Source organism: Streptomyces sp. CB00455, from assembly GCF_001905445.1.
Lineage (GTDB): Bacteria > Actinomycetota > Actinomycetes > Streptomycetales > Streptomycetaceae > Streptomyces.
The window spans coordinates 203768-221821 of the sequence record NZ_LIVQ01000004.1 but is presented as its reverse complement, the minus strand read 5'-3'; the positions used below and the strand labels follow the sequence as shown (position 1 = coordinate 221821).

13 protein-coding genes and 1 pseudogene are annotated in these 18054 nt (G+C 69.4%); 6 read left to right on the top strand and 8 right to left on the bottom strand.

Translation table 11 applies throughout. From position 1 onward, the window contains the following. Positions 1-86 precede the first annotated feature (86 nt). Both murJ and AMK16_RS18315 read right to left on the bottom strand, forming a co-directional pair. A complete protein-coding gene (gene murJ, locus AMK16_RS18320; protein ID WP_073916888.1) occupies positions 87-2261 on the bottom strand; it encodes a murein biosynthesis integral membrane protein MurJ in 2175 nt (724 codons plus the stop codon). A 46-nt stretch (positions 2262-2307) separates the two neighbouring features. Continuing rightward, entirely contained in the window at positions 2308-4572 is a 2265-nt protein-coding gene (locus tag AMK16_RS18315; RefSeq protein ID WP_199885471.1) for a DUF6049 family protein, read from the bottom strand. Between the two features lie 185 nt (positions 4573-4757). Between AMK16_RS18315 and AMK16_RS18310 the strand changes: the two genes are divergently transcribed. Beyond that, complete coding sequence (locus tag AMK16_RS18310) at positions 4758-6200, top strand: CCA tRNA nucleotidyltransferase (protein ID WP_073916886.1); 1443 nt, start codon at positions 4758-4760, stop codon at positions 6198-6200. 82 nt (positions 6201-6282) lie between these two features. On the opposite strand, the gene AMK16_RS18305 is transcribed toward AMK16_RS18310, so the two are convergent. The 3 genes and pseudogenes from AMK16_RS18305 to AMK16_RS18295 all read right to left on the bottom strand — a co-directional run. Beyond that, complete coding sequence (locus AMK16_RS18305) at positions 6283-7551, bottom strand: MFS transporter (RefSeq protein ID WP_073916883.1); 1269 nt, start codon at positions 7549-7551, stop codon at positions 6283-6285. A 106-nt stretch (positions 7552-7657) separates the two neighbouring features. Beyond that, the gene (locus AMK16_RS18300) at positions 7658-8740 is read right to left on the bottom strand and encodes an inositol-3-phosphate synthase (protein WP_073916880.1); all 1083 of its coding nucleotides are present in this window, start codon (positions 8738-8740) and stop codon (positions 7658-7660) included. Positions 8741-8792: 52 nt separating this feature from the next. Continuing rightward, positions 8793-9392, bottom strand: a pseudogene (locus AMK16_RS18295) (helix-turn-helix transcriptional regulator); the annotation flags it as partial. Between the two features lie 271 nt (positions 9393-9663). On the opposite strand from AMK16_RS18295, the gene AMK16_RS18290 reads away from it, so the two are divergent. Both AMK16_RS18290 and AMK16_RS18285 read left to right on the top strand, forming a co-directional pair. Then, a complete protein-coding gene (locus AMK16_RS18290) occupies positions 9664-12303 on the top strand; it encodes a transglycosylase domain-containing protein (protein WP_073916867.1) in 2640 nt (879 codons plus the stop codon). 89 nt (positions 12304-12392) lie between these two features. Beyond that, positions 12393-13853: a glycosyltransferase family 87 protein gene (locus tag AMK16_RS18285; RefSeq protein WP_073916865.1), complete on the top strand. Its 1461-nt coding sequence runs from the start codon at positions 12393-12395 to the stop codon at positions 13851-13853. 35 nt (positions 13854-13888) lie between these two features. On the opposite strand, the gene AMK16_RS18280 is transcribed toward AMK16_RS18285, so the two are convergent. The 3 genes from AMK16_RS18280 to AMK16_RS18270 all read right to left on the bottom strand — a co-directional run bounded on the left by AMK16_RS18280 (position 13889) and on the right by AMK16_RS18270 (position 16548). Then, a complete protein-coding gene (locus AMK16_RS18280; RefSeq protein WP_073916863.1) occupies positions 13889-14920 on the bottom strand; it encodes an alanine racemase in 1032 nt (343 codons plus the stop codon). 61 nt (positions 14921-14981) lie between these two features. After that, positions 14982-16100 carry a lipid II:glycine glycyltransferase FemX gene (locus tag AMK16_RS18275; RefSeq protein ID WP_073916860.1) on the bottom strand — a complete coding sequence of 373 codons (1119 nt, stop codon included), beginning with the start codon at positions 16098-16100 and terminating at the stop codon, positions 14982-14984. A gap of 133 nt (positions 16101-16233) precedes the next feature. Then, positions 16234-16548 carry a hypothetical protein gene (locus tag AMK16_RS18270; protein WP_073916856.1) on the bottom strand — a complete coding sequence of 105 codons (315 nt, stop codon included), beginning with the start codon at positions 16546-16548 and terminating at the stop codon, positions 16234-16236. 252 nt (positions 16549-16800) lie between these two features. Between AMK16_RS18270 and rpsF the strand changes: the two genes are divergently transcribed. The 3 genes from rpsF (at position 16801) to rpsR (ending at position 18040) form a co-directional block, all read left to right on the top strand. Continuing rightward, positions 16801-17091 carry a 30S ribosomal protein S6 gene (rpsF, locus tag AMK16_RS18265; protein ID WP_004950685.1) on the top strand — a complete coding sequence of 97 codons (291 nt, stop codon included), beginning with the start codon at positions 16801-16803 and terminating at the stop codon, positions 17089-17091. 72 nt (positions 17092-17163) lie between these two features. Next, positions 17164-17760, top strand: a complete 597-nt coding sequence (locus AMK16_RS18260; RefSeq protein ID WP_073916853.1) for a single-stranded DNA-binding protein — start codon at positions 17164-17166, stop codon at positions 17758-17760. Positions 17761-17803: 43 nt separating this feature from the next. Continuing rightward, complete coding sequence (gene rpsR, locus AMK16_RS18255; RefSeq protein WP_005315025.1) at positions 17804-18040, top strand: 30S ribosomal protein S18; 237 nt, start codon at positions 17804-17806, stop codon at positions 18038-18040. Positions 18041-18054: the final 14 nt, after the last annotated feature.

Sequence of the window (18054 nt, the reverse complement as noted above, 5' to 3'; positions counted from 1 at the left end):
TGTCGGCCAGTCTGCGAAGCCATGCCAATTGTGCCCACAGTCCGACGCTATGCACGACACACGAAGGGGGGCGACGGTTGTGCGCATCAGCGCCCCAAACGTCCGCGGACCATTCCGACCATCGAGTTGAGCTCTTCGATCCGCATCCGCTTGGCGGCGATCAGGAACACGCCCGCGAGGGCGATGCCGCCCGCGACGAGGGCGGCGGCGGAACCGCCGACTCCGCCGCCCAGCCACTGGGTGATCCCGTAGGCGACGGCGCCGGCCACGGCGGCGGCGGGGACACAGGCGCCGGTGAGGCGGGCGTAGGTGCGCATCACGTGCGCGCCGTCGAGGTCGCCGCCGAGGCGGGTGCGCAGGCGGCGCCAGGCGACTCCGACACCGACCGTGTAACCGAGACCGTAGGCGGCGGCCATGCCGACGACCGCCCAGCGGGCGGGCAGGACGAAGAAGGAGGCCGTGGAGACGGCCGCGTTGACCGCGGCGACGATGACGGTGTTGTAGAAGGGCGTCCGGGTGTCCTCGTAGGCGTAGAAGCCGCGCAGGACCACGTACTGGACCGAGTACGGGATCAGTCCGAGGCCGAAGGCCATCAGGACGTAGCCGATGTTCTGGGCGCCCGCGCCGGATCCGGCGTAGAGCAGCGTGGCCATCGGGACGCCGAGGGCGAGGAACGCGAAGGCGCAGGGCACGATCGCGACGGCCGAGGTCCGCAGCCCGTAGGAGATGTCGTCGCGCACGGCGGCGGCGTCGCCGTCGTGCGCGGAGCGGGAGATGCGCGGCAGCACGGCCGTCATGACGGAGACGGTGATGATCGCCTGCGGCATCTGCCACAGCAGCAGCGCGTAGTTGTAGGCGGTGATGCCGGTGCCGGGGTGGCCCTGCTTCTCGGCGACCGAGCCGGCCCAGGTGGCGAGCTGGGTGACGACGACGAGGCCGACCTGGTTGGCGAGGACGAAGAAGAACGTCCACTTGGCCAGGCGGGCGGCCTTGCCCAGGCCGTGGCCCTTCCAGTCGAAGCGCAGGCGGGGCTTGAAACCGGCGTCGCGCAGGTAGGGCAGCATCGCGAGGGCCTGGACGGTGAGGCCCAGCAGCGTGCCCAGACCCAGCAGGCGGACGCCTTCGGGAGTGACGGTGGTGGCATTGACGCCGGAGGTGGTGAAACCGCCGAAGGCCCAGATGAAGGCGCCGAAGGTGGCGATGACGACGATGTTGTTGAGGACCGGGGTCCACATCATCGCGCCGAAGCGGCCGCGGGCGTTGAGGATCTGACCGAGGACCACGTGCACACCCATGAAGAACATGGTCGGCAGGCAGTAGCGGGCGAAGGCGACCGCCACGTCCATCTGCTGGGGGTCGGAGGCGATCTTCGGCGACATCATCGTGATGAACACCGGGGCGGCGAGGACGCAGATGGTGGTGACGGCGGCCAGCAGGACCACGACGAGGGACAGCAGCCGGTTGGCGTAGGCCTGCCCGCCGTCGTCGTCGTTCTTCATGGCCCGGACCAGCTGCGGGATGAAGACGGCGTTGAGCGCGCCGCCGCCGACCAGCACGTAGATCATCGTGGGCAGCGTGTTGGCGATCTGGTACGTGTCGTTGAAGGTGCCGACGCCGATCGCGCCGGCGATCACGAGGGTCCGCAGGAAGCCGGTGATGCGGGAGACGATGGTGCCGGCGGCCATGAGCGCGCTGGACTTCAGCAGGCTGGAGGCGCGGCCGGCCGGTCTGGCCGGCGCCGGGGCGGCCACGGGGGCGTCCTCGGCGGGGATACGGGGCGCGGCCTCCTGGTCCCGGTAGAGGTGCGCGAAGGCATCGGGTTCGGGCTGCTCGTCCGCCGCCTTGGTCACCAGGGAGTCCACGCCGACGAACTCGGTGGTGGTGGCGTGGTCGCCGTACGGCAGGTGGCGGGAGGGCCCGTCCGGCTCGGGCGGCGGGGTCTGGGCCCAGACGCGCGGGTCGGGGGCGTACGAGGGCGAGGCCGGCGCCGCGTACAGCGGGCCGGGCTCCTGGTAGGTGCCCGGGGGTGGCGGCGGGTGCGACGCCCGGTCGTAGAGGACCTCAGCGACGGGATCCTGGGCGGACAGGTCCTGTGACCGGTACGGGTCGTAGCCGTAGGCGTCCTGGACATACGGGTCGTGGTCCGGCGCGGGCGCAGGCGCGGGAACCTGGCCCGGCACCGGGGTGCCCGGGGCAGTGCCCTGGGCGGGCGCAGGCCCACCAGTGCCCTGCGCGCGGTCACCGTCGTACGGCGCGTTCATCGAAACCCCACCTCATCGTCCCCAGGCCGACCGGCCACGGCATCGCTCAACGGTCCACTGTCTCACCCGTGCCGGACCCCTCGGCGCTTTGCGGTCCGGTGTCCGGGGACTCGTCACTCGGCTGCGTGCTCTCCTCGGAGGCCGCACGGGCCGCCACGCGCTTGCGGCTGGCGTACATCTTGATGCCGGCCAGGACGAGGAGGAGGACACCGCCGGCGATGACCAGCATGACGGTGGGGGTGATCTCGGTGGCGTCCACGGTGAACGTGCGTTCCTTGCCGTAGGGGACGCCGTCCTTGGTGAAGAGCTGGGCGGTGACCTCCACCGGGCCGCTCGCGGTGGCGTTGGCGGTGAACTTGACGGTCTGGGTGTGGTCGCCCTGGACGGTGACCTGCTGCTCCGCCTGACCCTTGTCGCCGAACATCAGGCGGGTCGGGTTGGCGGACCGCACACGCAGGACGAGGTCGTGGACGTCCTGGACGAGGCTGTTCTGGACGCTCACCGGGATCGTGGCGCTGTGTCCGGACAGGGTGGCGTCGGATTTCGGGATGACCTTGACCTTCTCGGTGAGGCCCAGCAGGTACTCCTGGACCTGGTCCCGGTAGAGGGCGGCCTCCTCGGGACGGCCGCGCCAGGAGACGGACATCTCCCGGTTGGTGGTGTTGCCGAAGGGGATCTCCACACGGTCGGGTGCGGCGAGGATCACCTTGAAGTGGTCGAGGGTGTTCTGGGTGGTGCGGATCTTCTCGAAGGCCGTCACCGGGAGCTCCTGCTTGCGCAGCGCCTCGGGGTACTGTCCGGCACCCGGCACCTGGGTGGCCGCCGCCGGGTCCGGCTTGGCCGCGGCCGCGGCTTCGAGGTCGGCGGGCTGGGTCCAGCGGCCGGCCTGCAGGGTCCGCAGCGCCTCGGCCATCGTCTCCACCTGGCTGGTGGTGGGCATACGCGGCGGGGCGACGACGAAGCTGCGCTGCTCTTCGGTCTTCTGCAGGTTCAGGGCGAGGCTGTGGGCGAGGAACCGCTGCACGGCCAGGGTGGAGGTCCCTGAGTTCAGCATGTCGCCGTCGAAGGCGGTGGAGAGTTCCGCGTCCGCGACGACGGCGGTCGCTCCCGCCCCGATGGGCCGCGCGGCAGAGGGGGTGTACCCGAGAGCTCCGCTCTCCGAGAGGCTGTCGCTGCGGGTGAGGATGTTGTGGGCGCCGGCCGAAGTGGCGACGTTGACGATCGCCGGATCGATGGCGCCGTCCACGGGCCAGGAGAAGTCGGTGGACGCGGGAACGTGCAGGACGGTCTCCACGGCCTGCTTCGCCTTGTCGGTGGCGGGCCGCAGCTGGCCCAGGGTGCCCGAGACGTCCTTGCCGTGATGGGCGAGGGAGGCGACGTCGGGGTCGGCGAAGGGCAGGGCGACGACCTTCTTGCCCTGGACGGCGGCTTCCAGCGAGCTCAGCCACTGCTCGGCGATGGCCTTGTTCTTGCCCTGGACGGACTTGCCGCCCGGGACGCGGACCCGGTAGCCCTTGGTCATCGCGTCGACCGTGTACAGCAGGTCAGGGTCGATGACCCAGGTGATGGGCAGGTCCTTGCCGAGTGCGACCATCCGCTCCAGCCGGCCACCCGATGCCAGTTCCGCGGCAAGGGAGTCGTCGAGGAAGACGGGGGTCTGCGTCTCGTCCGAGCCGGTCTCGGCGGTCACGTGGGTGGTGGAGATCAGCGGCCAGACGTAACCGAGCTGAGCCCGCTTGGCGGCCGCCTCCGGCTGCCACGGCAGGAAGGTCCGCTTGATGCCGAGGACCTGCTCGGAGGGGCGGCTCTCGGTCGCGCCCGAGAGGGACACACCGAGCTGGTAGACACCGTCCTTGTCCAGCTCCAGCTTGTTCACCGGGACGGTGAGGGTGAACTGCCGGCTGACCTTCGACGGCAGTGAGTCGAACTTCACCGCGTGGGCCGGATCGATCTCCCCGGGGTCCGCGCCCGCCCGGAAGCCACTGCGTTCCGCCGCCTCGTCGATCGAGGACCGGTCCGCGAGCAGGGGGCCGACCCGCAGCCCTACATGCGCATCGTTGATCGTCTCGGAGCCGTTGTTGACCACGGTTCCGGTGAGGATCAGGGTGTCGCCCTTCACCGGGGCGGCAGGGGTCATCGACGTCAGCTGCACGTCGACGGGCGAAGGCTGGGCGGCCTGCGCCTCGGGGGCGGGAGAGTAGACCAGAGCGGCCAGCACGGGCGTTCCCGCGAGCAGGACCACCGCCCGCCGCAGCCATCGGCGCCGGACAGGGGCGGGGGACGCCCCCAGGTTCTCTGCCGCCTCGGCCACGCGCTAGCCCGTCCCTCGAAGTGTCAGTGGTCGTCGTCTGTGCGTCCACGCATGGTAACGAGACCCGCTGTGCGCGAGTGCCGCGCCTTGCTCCACATGATCGGCGACCCCCGCAGCGCCCGTGTACCGGGGTCGCCGCAAAACGAGGGAGCCCGCGCCGGGCGGGACACGTACCCTTTTCTGTTGTGCCGAACGCCAACGAAGACAACCCCAGTGCCCTGAGTCAGGTGCAGCGCCGCGCGGTGAGTGAACTGCTGCGGGTCGCCCCTGTCGCCGACGAGCTCGGCCGCCGATTCCAGGAGGCGGGCCACCGCCTCGCCCTGGTCGGAGGGTCCGTCCGCGATGCGCTGCTCGGGCGTCTCGGCAACGACCTGGATTTCACCACCGACGCCCGTCCCGAGGACGTCCTCAAGATCGTCCGCCCGTGGGCCGACTCGGTGTGGGACGTCGGTATCGCCTTCGGCACCGTCGGAGCGCAGAAGGCCGGCTTCCAGATCGAGGTGACGACGTACCGCTCCGAGGCGTACGACCGGACCTCGCGCAAGCCCGAGGTCTCCTACGGCGACTCCATCGAGGAGGACCTGGTCCGGCGTGACTTCACGGTCAACGCCATGGCGCTGGGCCTGCCCGAACAGCGGTTCATCGACCCCCACGGCGGCCTGGAGGACCTGGCCGCCGGCGTGCTGCGCACCCCCGGCACCCCCGAGGAGTCCTTCTCCGACGATCCGCTGCGGATGCTGCGCGCCGCCCGGTTCGCGGCGCAGCTGGACTTCGAGGTCGCCCCGGAGGTCGTCGAGGCGATGAAGGCGATGTCCGACCGGATCGAGATCGTCTCCGCGGAGCGGGTTCAGGGCGAGCTGAACAAGCTGATCCTTTCCACGCATCCGCGCAAGGGCCTGGGCCTGCTCGTGGACACCGGACTGGCCGACCGGGTGCTCCCGGAGCTGCCCGCGCTGCGGCTGGAGAGTGACGAGCACCACCGCCACAAGGATGTCTACGACCACTCCCTGATCGTGCTGGAGCAGGCGATCTCGCTGGAGGAGGAGGGCCCGGACCTGGTTCTGCGGCTCGCGGCCCTGCTGCACGACATCGGCAAGCCGCGCACCCGCCGTTTCGAGAGCGACGGCAGGGTCTCCTTCCATCACCACGAGGTGGTGGGCGCGAAGATGACCAAGAAGCGCCTGACCGCCCTCAAGTACTCGAACGACATGATCAAGGACGTGTCCCGGCTGGTGGAGCTGCACCTGCGGTTCCACGGCTACGGCGACGGCGAATGGACCGACTCCGCCGTGCGGCGCTATGTCCGCGACGCCGGCCCGCTGCTGGAGCGCCTGCACAAACTGACGCGGTCCGACTGCACCACGCGCAACAAGCGCAAGGCCAATGCCCTCTCCCGCACCTATGACGGCCTGGAGGACCGCATCGCGCAGCTCCAGGAGCAGGAGGAGCTGGATGCGATTCGGCCCGACCTGGACGGCAACGAGATCATGCGGGTGCTCGATGTCGGTCCCGGCCCGGTGATCGGCAAGGCGTACGCCTTCCTGCTGGAGCTGCGGCTGGAGAACGGTCCGATGGGCCGTGACGCGGCCGTGGCCGCCCTGAAGGAGTGGTGGGCCGCGCAGGACTGACCCCGGTCGGTCGAGACGGCGGTGCCGATGTTCCACGTGAAACTCCGGGAGGATGTTTCACGTGAAACATCGGCAGGGCGTTTCACGTGAAACGGCGGATCTGCCGCCTCAGCAGGACCGCGGTGGCGGCGTAGAGGACGGCCACACAGAGGATCAGCGGCGCGGACCGCCCGTCGGCGGGGAGCATCAGGGATGCCACCGCCGCAGCGCTCACGAACGCGATGTTGAAGAGAACGTCGTAGACCGAGAAGACCCGGCCGCGGTACTCGTCGTCCACGCGGGACTGCACGACGGTGTCGGTGGAGATCTTCGCGCCCTGGGTGGCGAGACCCAGGACGAAAGCGGCGGCCAGCATCGGTCCCGGGGCGAAGAACAGGCCGAGGGCCGGCACCAGCACCGCCGCGGACGCCGAACAGAGGGCGATCCACCCGAGGGCGCCCAGGCGGCCCACCAGCCACGGGGTGACGACGGCGGCCGTGAAGAACCCGGCCCCGGAAACACCGATCGCCACGCCGAGCAGGGCCAGCCCGTCCGACTCGTTGTCCGACCACGCATACCGGCACAGCATGAGCAGCATGACGAACAGCGCTCCGTAGCAGAACCGCATCGCGGTCATGGCGGTCAGCGCCTGGGCGGCCTCTCTGCGGGAAGCCAGGTGCCGCAGGCCCTCGGCCATGCCCCGGGCGGTGAGGGCGATGCCTTCACCCACCGAGGGGTGCGTTCGTCCCGGGGGGTGGTCGGGGCCCAGCAGGCCCACGGCCAGGCGCAGGGAGACGAGCGCCGAGCACAGGTACAGCGCCGCGCCGAGGAGGACGACGAGGGCGTCGGAGCCGGAGTCCAGCACCCGGACGAGGAAGGCCAGTCCCCCGCCCGCGGTCGCCGCGAGGGTGCCTGCGGTGGGGAACAGCGCGTTCGCGGTCACGAGGCGGCCGGAGTCGACGACATGGGGCAGGGCGGCGGAGAGCCCGGCCAGGACGAAGCGGTTGACGGCGGTCACGGACAGCGCCGAGGCGTAGAACAGCCAGTCGGGCACGTGCGCGACGATCAGCACCCCGGTGACGCAGGCGAGGAAGGCGCGGAGCAGGTTGCCGAAGAGGAAGACCTGTCGGCGGCGCCACCGGTCGAGCAGCACGCCGGCGAAGGGGCCGATCGCCGAATACGGCAGCAGCAGTACCGCCATGGCCGAGGCGATGGCCGTCGGCGAGGTCTGCTTCTCGGGGGAGAAGACGACGTAGGTGGCGAGCGCGACCTGGTAGACGCCGTCGGCGGCCTGGGAGAGCAGCCGTACGGCGAGCAGGTTGCGGAAGTCCCTCAGGCGCAGGAGTACGCGCAGATCACGTACGACAGGCATGGGGGCAAGGGTCACATACGCGGAGGGTCCCCGGACACATTGCCCGGGGACCCTCCGCGGAAGAACAGCCGAAGTCCAGGTGTCCTGGAGGACCCTTGGGGTTCGACTAGCGCTCGACCTCGCCCTTGATGAACTTCTCGACGTTCGCGTACGCCTCGTCGTCGAAGTACTGCACCGGCGGGGACTTCATGAAGTAGCTGGACGCCGACAGGATCGGGCCGCCGATACCGCGGTCCTTGGCGATCTTCGCGGCGCGCAGGGCGTCGATGATGACACCGGCGGAGTTCGGGGAGTCCCACACCTCGAGCTTGTACTCGAGGTTCAGCGGGACGTCGCCGAACGCACGGCCCTCGAGGCGGACGTAGGCCCACTTGCGGTCGTCGAGCCACGCGACGTAGTCGGACGGGCCGATGTGGACGTTCTTCTCGCCGAGCTCCCGGTCGGGGATCTGCGAGGTGACGGCCTGGGTCTTGGAGATCTTCTTCGACTCGAGGCGGTCGCGCTCGAGCATGTTCTTGAAGTCCATGTTGCCGCCCACGTTGAGCTGCATGGTGCGCTCAAGACGGACACCGCGGTCCTCGAACAGCTTCGCCATCACGCGGTGCGTGATGGTGGCGCCCACCTGCGACTTGATGTCGTCGCCGACGATCGGGACACCGGCCTCGGTGAACTTGTCAGCCCACTCCTTGGTGCCGGCGATGAAGACCGGGAGGGCGTTGACGAAGGCGACCTTGGCGTCGATGGCGCACTGGGCGTAGAACTTCGCCGCGGCCTCGGAGCCGACGGGCAGGTAGCAGATCAGGACGTCGACCTGGCGGTCCTTGAGGATCTGCACCACGTCGACCGGAGCCTCGGAGGACTCCTCGATGGTCAGGCGGTAGTACTTGCCCAGGCCGTCCAGGGTGTGGCCGCGCTGAACGGTCACGCCCGTGTTCGGTACGTCGCAGATCTTGATGGTGTTGTTCTCGCTGGCGCCGATGGCGTCGGAGAGGTCGAGGCCGACCTTCTTCGCGTCGACGTCGAACGCGGCGACGAACTCGATGTCACGCACGTGGTAGTCGCCGAACTGGACGTGCATCAGACCGGGGACCTTGGCCGCCGGGTCGGCGTCCTTGTAGTACTCGACGCCCTGCACCAGCGAGGCGGCGCAGTTGCCTACGCCGACGATGGCTACGCGAACCGAACCCATTCCGGTTGCTCCCTGTTTGTTCTCGGACGAGGCCTGCGAGATGCAGGCCTCATTTTGCAGTTTCGTCGGACGGGCCGGGTCGTCTCCGATCCCGTCCCGCCCGCTCGCTCTCGATGAGCTCGTTCAGCCAGCGCACTTCGCGCTCCACCGACTCCATGCCGTGCCGCTGCAGCTCAAGCGTGTAGTCGTCGAGGCGCTCCCGCGTACGGACGAGAGAGGCGCGCATCTTCTCCAGGCGCTCCTCCAGCCGGCTGCGGCGGCCCTCCAGGACCCGCATGCGCACGTCCCGTTCGGTCTGGCCGAAGAAGGCGAAGCGGGCGGCGAAGGACTCGTCCTCCCAGGTGTCGGGACCTGTGTGGGAGAGCAGCTCCTCGAAGTGCTCCTTGCCCGCGGCCGTCAACCGGTAGACGATCTTGGCGCGGCGCCCTGCGAGTGAAGCGGCGAGCGCGTCTTCCGGGGCGTTGCCCGGCTCCTCGATCAACCAGCCGTTGGCGACCAGCGTCTTGAGGCAGGGGTAGAGCGTCCCGTAGCTGAAGGCCCTGAACACCCCCAGTGAGGTGTTGAGCCGTTTGCGCAGCTCGTAACCGTGCATGGGAGATTCGCGAAGCAGGCCGAGGACGGCGAATTCGAGGATGCCTGAGCGCCTGCTCATCCGCCTGCCTCCCCTCCGACTGTGAGTCTTTATACCGAGCTGATGTATCGACTCGATACATCCAGACGATAGAACGGGCCGCGCCCATCGACAAGGGGCGGCGTGGTGACCGGCGTCACATCACCAATTCGTACGAGGCAAGTTGCCTGTTTTGGGGTGAACTTCGGCACTGAGCGGGTTTTGAGCGTGCGTAGTCTGTGCGCCATGACGGGGGAACCGGAATTCACCTGCCGCTTCCAGGCCACTCGCCTGCCCGAGGAGTAGTCGTTCGATGAGCGAGCACCGCCGCAAACCGCCGCAGCCCCAGGGTGGCGGGCGAGCCTCGGCCCGCCGGGCCGCCCAGCCACGCCCTGGCCGGGGTGCCGGGGCGGGACGTGACGTCCCCACGGCGTCGCCCAGCGGCCCCTACGCGGAGCAGTCCGACCAAGGCAGCCGCGCCGGGGTCCGCCGCTCTGCCCAGAAAGGGCCTGCGGGCCGCGGGCGCGGCGCGGGCAAGGCCGGCCGGGGTGCGGCCCCGGGCCGCCCGGACAAGCGGCTCATCAACTACCCGCGGTCCGACAAGGACGGCTGGAAGCGCTTCGTGCCGTCCTGGAAGTTCGTCAGCGGCACGGCACTGGGCTTCTTCGCGATCATCGTGGCGGCGGCCGGCATCGGCGTCGCCATGGTGAACAAGCCCGACCCGAACAAGGCGGCCAAGGCGCAGAACAACGTCTTCTACTGGGCGGACAACACCCAGATGGTGGCCACCGGCGGGTCGATGAACCGCCAGATCATCACCATCGACCAGATCCCCCTGTCGATGCAGAACGCCGTGATCGCCGCGGAGAACGAGTCCTTCGAGACGGACAAGGGCGTCGACCCGATGGGCATCGTCCGCGCCGTGTACAACATGGCCAAGGGCGGTTCCACCCAGGGCGGCTCGACCATCACCCAGCAGTACGTGAAGAACACGTACCTGGACTCCGAGCAGACCCTCAAGCGCAAGGTCTCCGAACTCTTCATCTCGATCAAGCTCGGGGTCTCCGAGGAGAAGGGCACGGTCCTGGCGGGCTACCTCAACACCGCCTACTACGGCCGGGACGCCTACGGCATCCAGGCCGCGGCCCGCGCCTACTTCGGCAAGGACGCCAAGGACCTCAACCCCTCGGAGTCCGCCTTCCTGGCCTCCGTGCTCAAGGGCCCCAACCTGTACAACCCCGACGGCGGCATCGGCGCCGCCGCGACCCCCGCACTCAACGAGCAGCGCGCTCGCAAGCGCTGGTCATGGGTGCTGGACCGCGAGGTCGAGGTCGGACGGATGTCCAAGGAGGAGCGGGCCAAGTACAAGGACGGCGACTTCCCCGCACGCGTCGAGTCCGAGCAGGCCCGGGGCATGTCCGGCCAGATCGGCTACCTGGTCGAGACGGCCAAGCAGTACGTGATGAAGACCAAGGGCATCACCGCCGAGCAGATGGCCCTGGGCGGGTACCGGGTCCACACCACCTTCCAGAAGCCCAAGGTGGACGCCCTGGTCAAGGCGGTGGAGGACACGCGCAACGACTTCCTCGACGAGAAGAAGCGCCCTGAGCTGGACACCTTCGTGCAGTTCGGAGCCGCCTCCGTCGACGTGAAGACCGGCGCCATCGTGGCCCTGTACGGCGGCCCGGGCTGGGACAAGAAGTACTTCAGCAACAACGCCAACACCATCGGTGTCCCGGTCGGCTCGACCTGGAAGCCGTACGTCCTGGCCGCGGCGATGCAGTACGGCACCCAGAACTCGGGCGGCCGGGGCATCTCGCCCGACAGCAAGTACCTGGCCGACGACCTCACCGTGATCAAGAACCGTCAGGGCAAGCCCCTGCTGGCGGCGGACGGCAAGCCGTTCAAGCAGAAGAACGAGAGCTCCACGGCCTACGGCTACGTGACCCTCAACGAGGCGATGGAGAAGTCCATCAACGTCCCGTTCGCCCAGCTCGTCTTCGACGTCGGCCACACCAAGGTGCGCGAGGTCGCGAAGGCGACCGGCATCCTCGAGGACTCGATGGACGGAGCCGACAACGCCTCCTTCGCGCTCGGCACCTCGACCCCCAGTGCCATCCGCATGGCGGACTCCTACGCCACCTTCGCCGCCTCCGGAAAGCACCGCGAGCCGTTCTCCGTGGTCAAGGTCGAGAAGGACGGCCAGCCGCTGTCCGGTTTCGAAGCCCCCAAGAGCCAGCAGGCCATGGACGACGCGATCGCGGACAACGTCACCAAGGTCCTGCAGAACGTGGTCCAGAACGGCACCGGCACCAAGGTCAAGAAGCTGGGCCGGCCCGCGGCGGGCAAGACCGGCACCACCGACCAGAACAAGTCCGCCTGGTTCGTCGGCTACACCCCGGAGCTGTCCACCTCCGTCACCCTGTTCCGTACCGACCCGAATTCGGCGGACAAGAAGCTGATCTCGATGAACGGCGTGGGCGGCACCGACTCCATCCACGGTGGCGACATCCCGGCCGTGATCTGGACCGAGTACATGCGCGAGGCGCTCAAGGGCACCCCGGAGCAGAGCTTCCCGGACCCCGACGACATCGGCGTCGTGGCGGACTCGGCCGGCGCGCCGTCGCCCACCCCCTCGCCCCCCGCGGCCCCTTCCCCCTCCCCGTCCACGCCCTCGCCGAGCGCCTCGCCGCCGGCGTCCCCGAGCCCGTCCAGGGGCGGCAAGCCCTCCTGCAAGCCGTGGGAGCTGTACTGCGACCCGAACACCACCGGCGGGGGCGGCAACGGAGGAGCCAATGGCGGCGCGAACGGCGGCGCGAACGGCGGTGCGAACAGCGGAGTGATCGGCGGCGCCGACGGAGGACCCAGCGGATCGCCGTCCGCTACGAACTCGGGCAGACCGGGCCGCCCGGGCGGCACCACGGGCTGGCCCACCGGCGCGGCGGCCCAGTAACCGGGACCGCCGGGTGAACCAGGGGGAGGCCGTCGCACGGGATGCGGCGGCCTTCCCTCATGTCCGGCGCCGTACGGCAGGATGAGCCCATGACCAAGGTGCACGAGGACCGTCCCGTACTGCCCACGCAGCAGGACGAGGTCGCCGCTGCCGGCAGTGAGATCATCGGCGGCCCCACCGGCCGCTACGCCCGGCTCGAAGGCCACTGGCTGGGGCCGGTCCGCGTGGTGGCCCTCGTCGCCATCGGCATGTTCGCCCTGGGCATGGTGCAGAAGCTGCCCTGCTACGACTGGGCGTGGTTCCGGGGAGCCGGTTCGCAGTACACCCACGCCTGCTACTCCGACATTCCGCACCTGTACGCGGTACGCGGCTTCGCCGACAACCTGACGCCCTACTTCGACCGGCTGACCGGCGACATGGAGTACCTGGAGTACCCCGTGCTGACCGGGTTCTTCATGGAGATCGCCTCCTGGCTCACCCCTGGCAGCGGCTCCATGCAGCACCGCGAGCAGATGTACTGGATGGTCAACGCGGGCATGCTCATGGCCTGCGCGGCGGTCATCGCGGTCTGCGTCGCGCGCACGCACCGCCGCCGCCCCTGGGACGCCCTGCTCTTCGCCCTCGCCCCGGCCTTCGCACTCACCGCGACGATCAACTGGGACCTGCTGGCCATCGCCCTGACCGCGGCCGGGATGCTCATGTGGTCCCGGGGCCGCGCGGTCCTCTTCGGCGTCTTCATCGGCCTGGCCACCGCGGCGAAGCTCTACCCCGTGCTGCTGCTCGGGGTGCTGTTCGTGCTCTGCTGGCGGGCCGGCAAGTGGCGGGCGTTCGGCGCCGCGACCCTGGGCGCGGCCGCCTCCTGGCTCCTGGTGAACCTGCCCGTCATGCTCTTCGCCTGGGAGGGCTGGACGAAGTTCTACACCTTCAGCCAGGAACGGCCCATCGACTTCGGATCGGTGTGGCTGCTGATCTCCCAGCGCTCGGGCAACCCCCTGCACGACGCCAACACGTACGCGACCGCACTGACGCTCCTGCTGTGCGGTGCCATCGGCCTGCTCACCCTGACCGCGCCGCGGCGCCCGCGCTTCGCGCAGCTGGCGTTCCTGGTCGTGGCCGCCTTCATCCTGGCCAACAAGGTGTACTCGCCGCAGTACGTGCTGTGGCTCATCCCGCTCGCGGCGCTGGCCCGCCCGCGCTGGCGGGACTTCCTGATCTGGCAGGCCGGGGAGGTCGTCTACTTCCTCGGGATCTGGTTCTACCTGGCCTACACGACCAGCGGGGAAAAGCACCAGGGCCTGCCTGCGGAGGGCTACCAGCTGGCGATCGCCGCGCACCTGCTGGCCACCCTCTACCTGTGCGCGGTCGTCGTCCGCGACATCCTGATGCCCGAACGCGACGTGGTGCGCAGGGACGGCTCGGACGACCCCTCCGGCGGGGTGCTGGACGGCGCCGAGGACGTGTTCGTGCTGTCGGACGCGGCGAGGGCGCCGCGGTACGCGACGCCCTCGCCGGAGCAGCGGGTCGACTGGGGCACCGACCACGAGGACTGACCGGTGCGCGCCGGCCACGGCCGGCGCGCGGCGGATCAGGCGTCGAGCACCCGGTCGAACTGCGTGGTGGTGTGGCGCAGGTGTGCCACGAGCTCGTCGCCGACCTTGGGCTCCGTCGAGTCCGACGGCACGAAGAGGATCGACACCTGCATGTGCGGCGGCTCCGCGAACCAGCGCTGCTTGCCCGCCCACACGAACGGCGACAGGTTCCGGTTGACGGTGGCCAGGCCCGCCCGGGCGACGCCCTTGGCTCGCGGCATGACGCCGTGGAGGGCCTTGGGGGCCTCCAGACCCACGCCGTGGGAGGTGCCTCCGGCCACCACGACCAGCCAGCCGTCGGAGGCGGCCTTCTGCTGGCGGTAGCCGAAGCGGTCGCCCTTGGCCACGCGCGTGACGTCCAGCACCGCGCCGCGGTACTGGGTCGCGTCGTGGTCGCCCAGCCACAGCCGGGTGCCGATCCGGGCCCGGAAACGGGTCTGCGGGAACTGCTGCTGGAGCCGCGCGAGCTCCTCGGCCCGCAGGTGGCTGACGAACATGGTGTGCAGCGGCAGCCGGGCCGCGCGCAGCCGGTCCATCCAGCCGATGACCTCCTCGACGGCGTCCGAGCCGTCCGGGCGGTCCAGCGGCAGGTGCAGGGCGAAGCCCTCCAGCCGGACGTCCTCGATCGCCGAGTGCAGCTGCCCGAGGTCATGCTCCGAGATGCCGTGGCGGCGCATCGAGCTCATGCACTCGATGACCACCCGGGCGCCGACCAGGCCGCGGACCCCGTCCAGCGAGGACACCGAGCGGATGACCCGGTCGGGCAGCGGCACCGGGTCCTCGCCCCGCCGGAACGGGGTCAGGACGAGCAGGTCACCACCGAACCAGTCCTTGATGCTGGCGGCCTCGTAGGTCGTCCCGACGGCCAGCACGTCGGCGCCCATCCGGGTCGCCTCCTCGCACAGCCGCTCGTGGCCGAAGCCGTAGCCGTTGCCCTTGCAGACCGGGACCATTCCGGGGAACTGGTCCTGGATCTGCTTCTGGTGCGCACGCCAGCGCGCGGTGTCGACGTAGAGCGTGAGCGCCATGCCCGTCCGGAACCTCTCCTGAAAAGCTGCGGGATGCAGCGGTGCGGTGGGTGGGGGTGGATCAGCGACGCGACATGTAGATGTCGAGCGCCTTGTGCAGCACCTTGTTGAGCGGGAAGTCCCACTCGCCGACGTACTCGACGGCCTCGCCGCCGGTGCCGACCTTGAACTGGATCAGCCCGAACAGGTGGTCGTTCTCGTCCAGCGTGTCAGAGATGCCGCGAAGGTCGTAGACGCTCGCTCCCAGCGCGTAGGAGTCGCGCAGCATGCGCCACTGCATCGCGTTCGAGGGACGGACCTCGCGCTTGTGGTTGGCGGAGGCGCCGTAGGAGTACCAGACGTGCTGGCCGACGGTGAGCATCGTGGCGGCGGCCAGCGGCTCTCCCTCGTGGGTGGCGATGTACAGGCGCATCCGGTTGGGGTCCTCGGAGTTGAGGGCCGTCCACTGGCGCTGGAAGTAGCTGAGCGGGCGCGGGCGGAACTTGTCGCGCTCGGCTGTGATCTCGTACAGGTGCTGCCAGGTCGGCAGGTCGTCGTAGCCGCCCTGGACGACCTCGACGCCGGCCTTCTCGGCCTTCTTGATGTTGCGGCGCCACAGCTGGTTGAAGCCCTTCAGGACGTCGTCCAGCGAGCGGTTGGCCAGCGGGACCTGGAAGACGTAGCGGGGCTGCACGTCGCCGAAACCGGCGCCGCCGTCCTCCGCCTGCTGCCAGCCCATGCGGCGCAGTTTGTCGGACACCTCGAAGGCGCGGGGCTCGATGACCGATGCCTCCACGTCGCGCAAGCGCTTGACGTCGGGGTCCTGGATGCCGGCCTTGATGGCGGTCGCGTTCCAGCGGCGGATGACGACGGGCGGGCCCATCTTGACGGTGAAGGCGCCCTGCTGCTTGAGGTGCGCCAGCATCGGCTGGAGCCACTCCTCCAGGTTGGGGGCGTACCAGTTGATGACCGGGCCCTCGGGCAGGTAGGCGAGGTAGCGCTTCACCTTGGGCAGTTGGCGGTACAACACGAGCGCGGCACCGACGAGTTCGCCGGCCGCGTCGAACCAACCGAGGTTCTCCGAGCGCCACTCGTTCTTCACGTCGGCCCACGCCGGGACCTGGCAGTGGCTCGCCGAGGGCAGGCTCTGGAGGTAACCCAGATGCTGCTCTCGGCTGATGGTCCTCAGGGACAGGCTCATGCGGGGCGTCTCCTCCGGCGGCTTCGCTGGCTATGGCGCGAAGCCTACTGCGACAAGGGCGCCACCCATCTGGGGGACGGGCCGGGGGGCCGCCGCGGACTTCGGCCGGCGCCCTGTCGCGGAGGTACCCCGTTCAGCCCAGCCAGCCGCCGAAGAGGCCGCCGTGCGCCATGCCGAGGAAGAAGCCGAAGGCCGATGCGCCTAGGCCGATGATCAGTGCGAAGCGTTCGCGTGTCGTGACGGAGATGAACTGTCCGTACGCGCCGGTCAGGATGCCGATCAGGCCCGCCCACGAGCTGAGCAGGTGCAGCTGGTCGAAGAACGCAGTGACGAACGCCACGGTGCCGAGCACCAGCGTGACCGCCATGAGGGCGTCCTGCAGGGGGTGGGGCTTGCCGTCGGTCGCGAAGAGGGAGATGGAGGACTGGCGTCGCATTGCCTGTGCCATCGGAAGGCACCTCCTGGATGAAGCAGAGCGGTGCGGCGGAGCCGCCTCCGGACGGGCCGGAGGGCATAGCACCGAGCACACCCGTTGCCTACAGATTGTGTCCCCCTGACGCCGGATTTCAACCGGAAGGAGTCGAGCAGGTAGTCTGTACGGTCTGCGCGGTGTCTGCTCTGCGGATGCCGTGCGCACGCATCACGACCCTCCTGCCACGGAACGACCGTGGCCGCTGAGTCCAAAGGAGGTGGGTTCCACATGCGTCACTACGAAGTGATGGTCATCCTCGACCCCGATCTCGAGGAGCGCGCTGTCTCCCCGCTGATCGAGAACTTCCTCTCCGTCGTCCGCGAGGGCAACGGAAAGGTCGAGAAGGTCGACACCTGGGGCCGTCGTCGTCTCGCTTACGAGATCAAGAAGAAGCCCGAGGGCATCTACTCGGTCATCGACCTCCAGGCCGAGCCTGCGGTCGTCAAGGAGCTTGACCGACAGATGAACCTGAACGAGTCGGTTCTCCGGACCAAGGTCCTTCGCCCCGAGACCCACTGAACTTCGGTTCAGCGGTAATCGGGACCGAGTAGCACAGCAGCCCAGCAGCAATCCCCGCCGAGAGGTTCACCCATGGCAGGCGAGACCGTCATCACGGTCGTCGGCAATCTCGTCGACGACCCCGAGCTGCGCTTCACCCCCTCGGGTGCGGCGGTCGCGAAGTTCCGTGTCGCGTCCACTCCCCGCATCTTCGACAAGCAGACCAATGAGTGGAAGGACGGCGAAGGCCTGTTCCTGACCTGCTCGGTCTGGCGTCAGGCGGCGGAGAACGTCGCCGAGTCCCTTCAGCGGGGCATGCGCGTCATCGTGCAGGGCCGGCTGAAGCAGCGGTCGTACGAGGACCGTGAGGGTGTCAAGCGCACGGTCTACGAGCTGGACGTCGAGGAAGTCGGCCCCAGCCTGAAGAGCGCTACGGCCAAGGTCGCCAAGACCAGCGGTCGCGGTGGCCAGGGTGGGTACGGCGGCGGCGGTCAGCAGCAGGGTGGCGGCGGCGGCAATTGGGGCGGAGCCCCTGCTGCCGGTGCCCCGCAGGGCGGCGGAGCTCCCTCCGACGACCCGTGGGCGTCCAGCGCGCCGGCCGGTGGCCAGCAGCAGGGCGGCGGCGGGGGCGGCTGGGGCGGAAGCTCCGGCGGCTCCGGCGGTGGCTACTCGGACGAGCCGCCCTTCTAGGGCAGCTCGCACCCCCACTTCTTGATCACACAGGAGAGACACAATGGCGAAGCCGCCTGTGCGCAAGCCTAAGAAGAAGGTCTGCGCGTTCTGCAAGGACAAGACCGCATACGTGGACTACAAGGACACGAACATGCTGCGGAAGTTCATTTCCGACCGCGGCAAGATCCGTGCCCGCCGCGTTACCGGCAACTGCACGCAGCACCAGCGTGACGTCGCCACGGCCGTCAAGAACAGCCGTGAGATGGCGCTGCTGCCCTACACGTCCACCGCGCGATAAGGAAAGGGTGACCG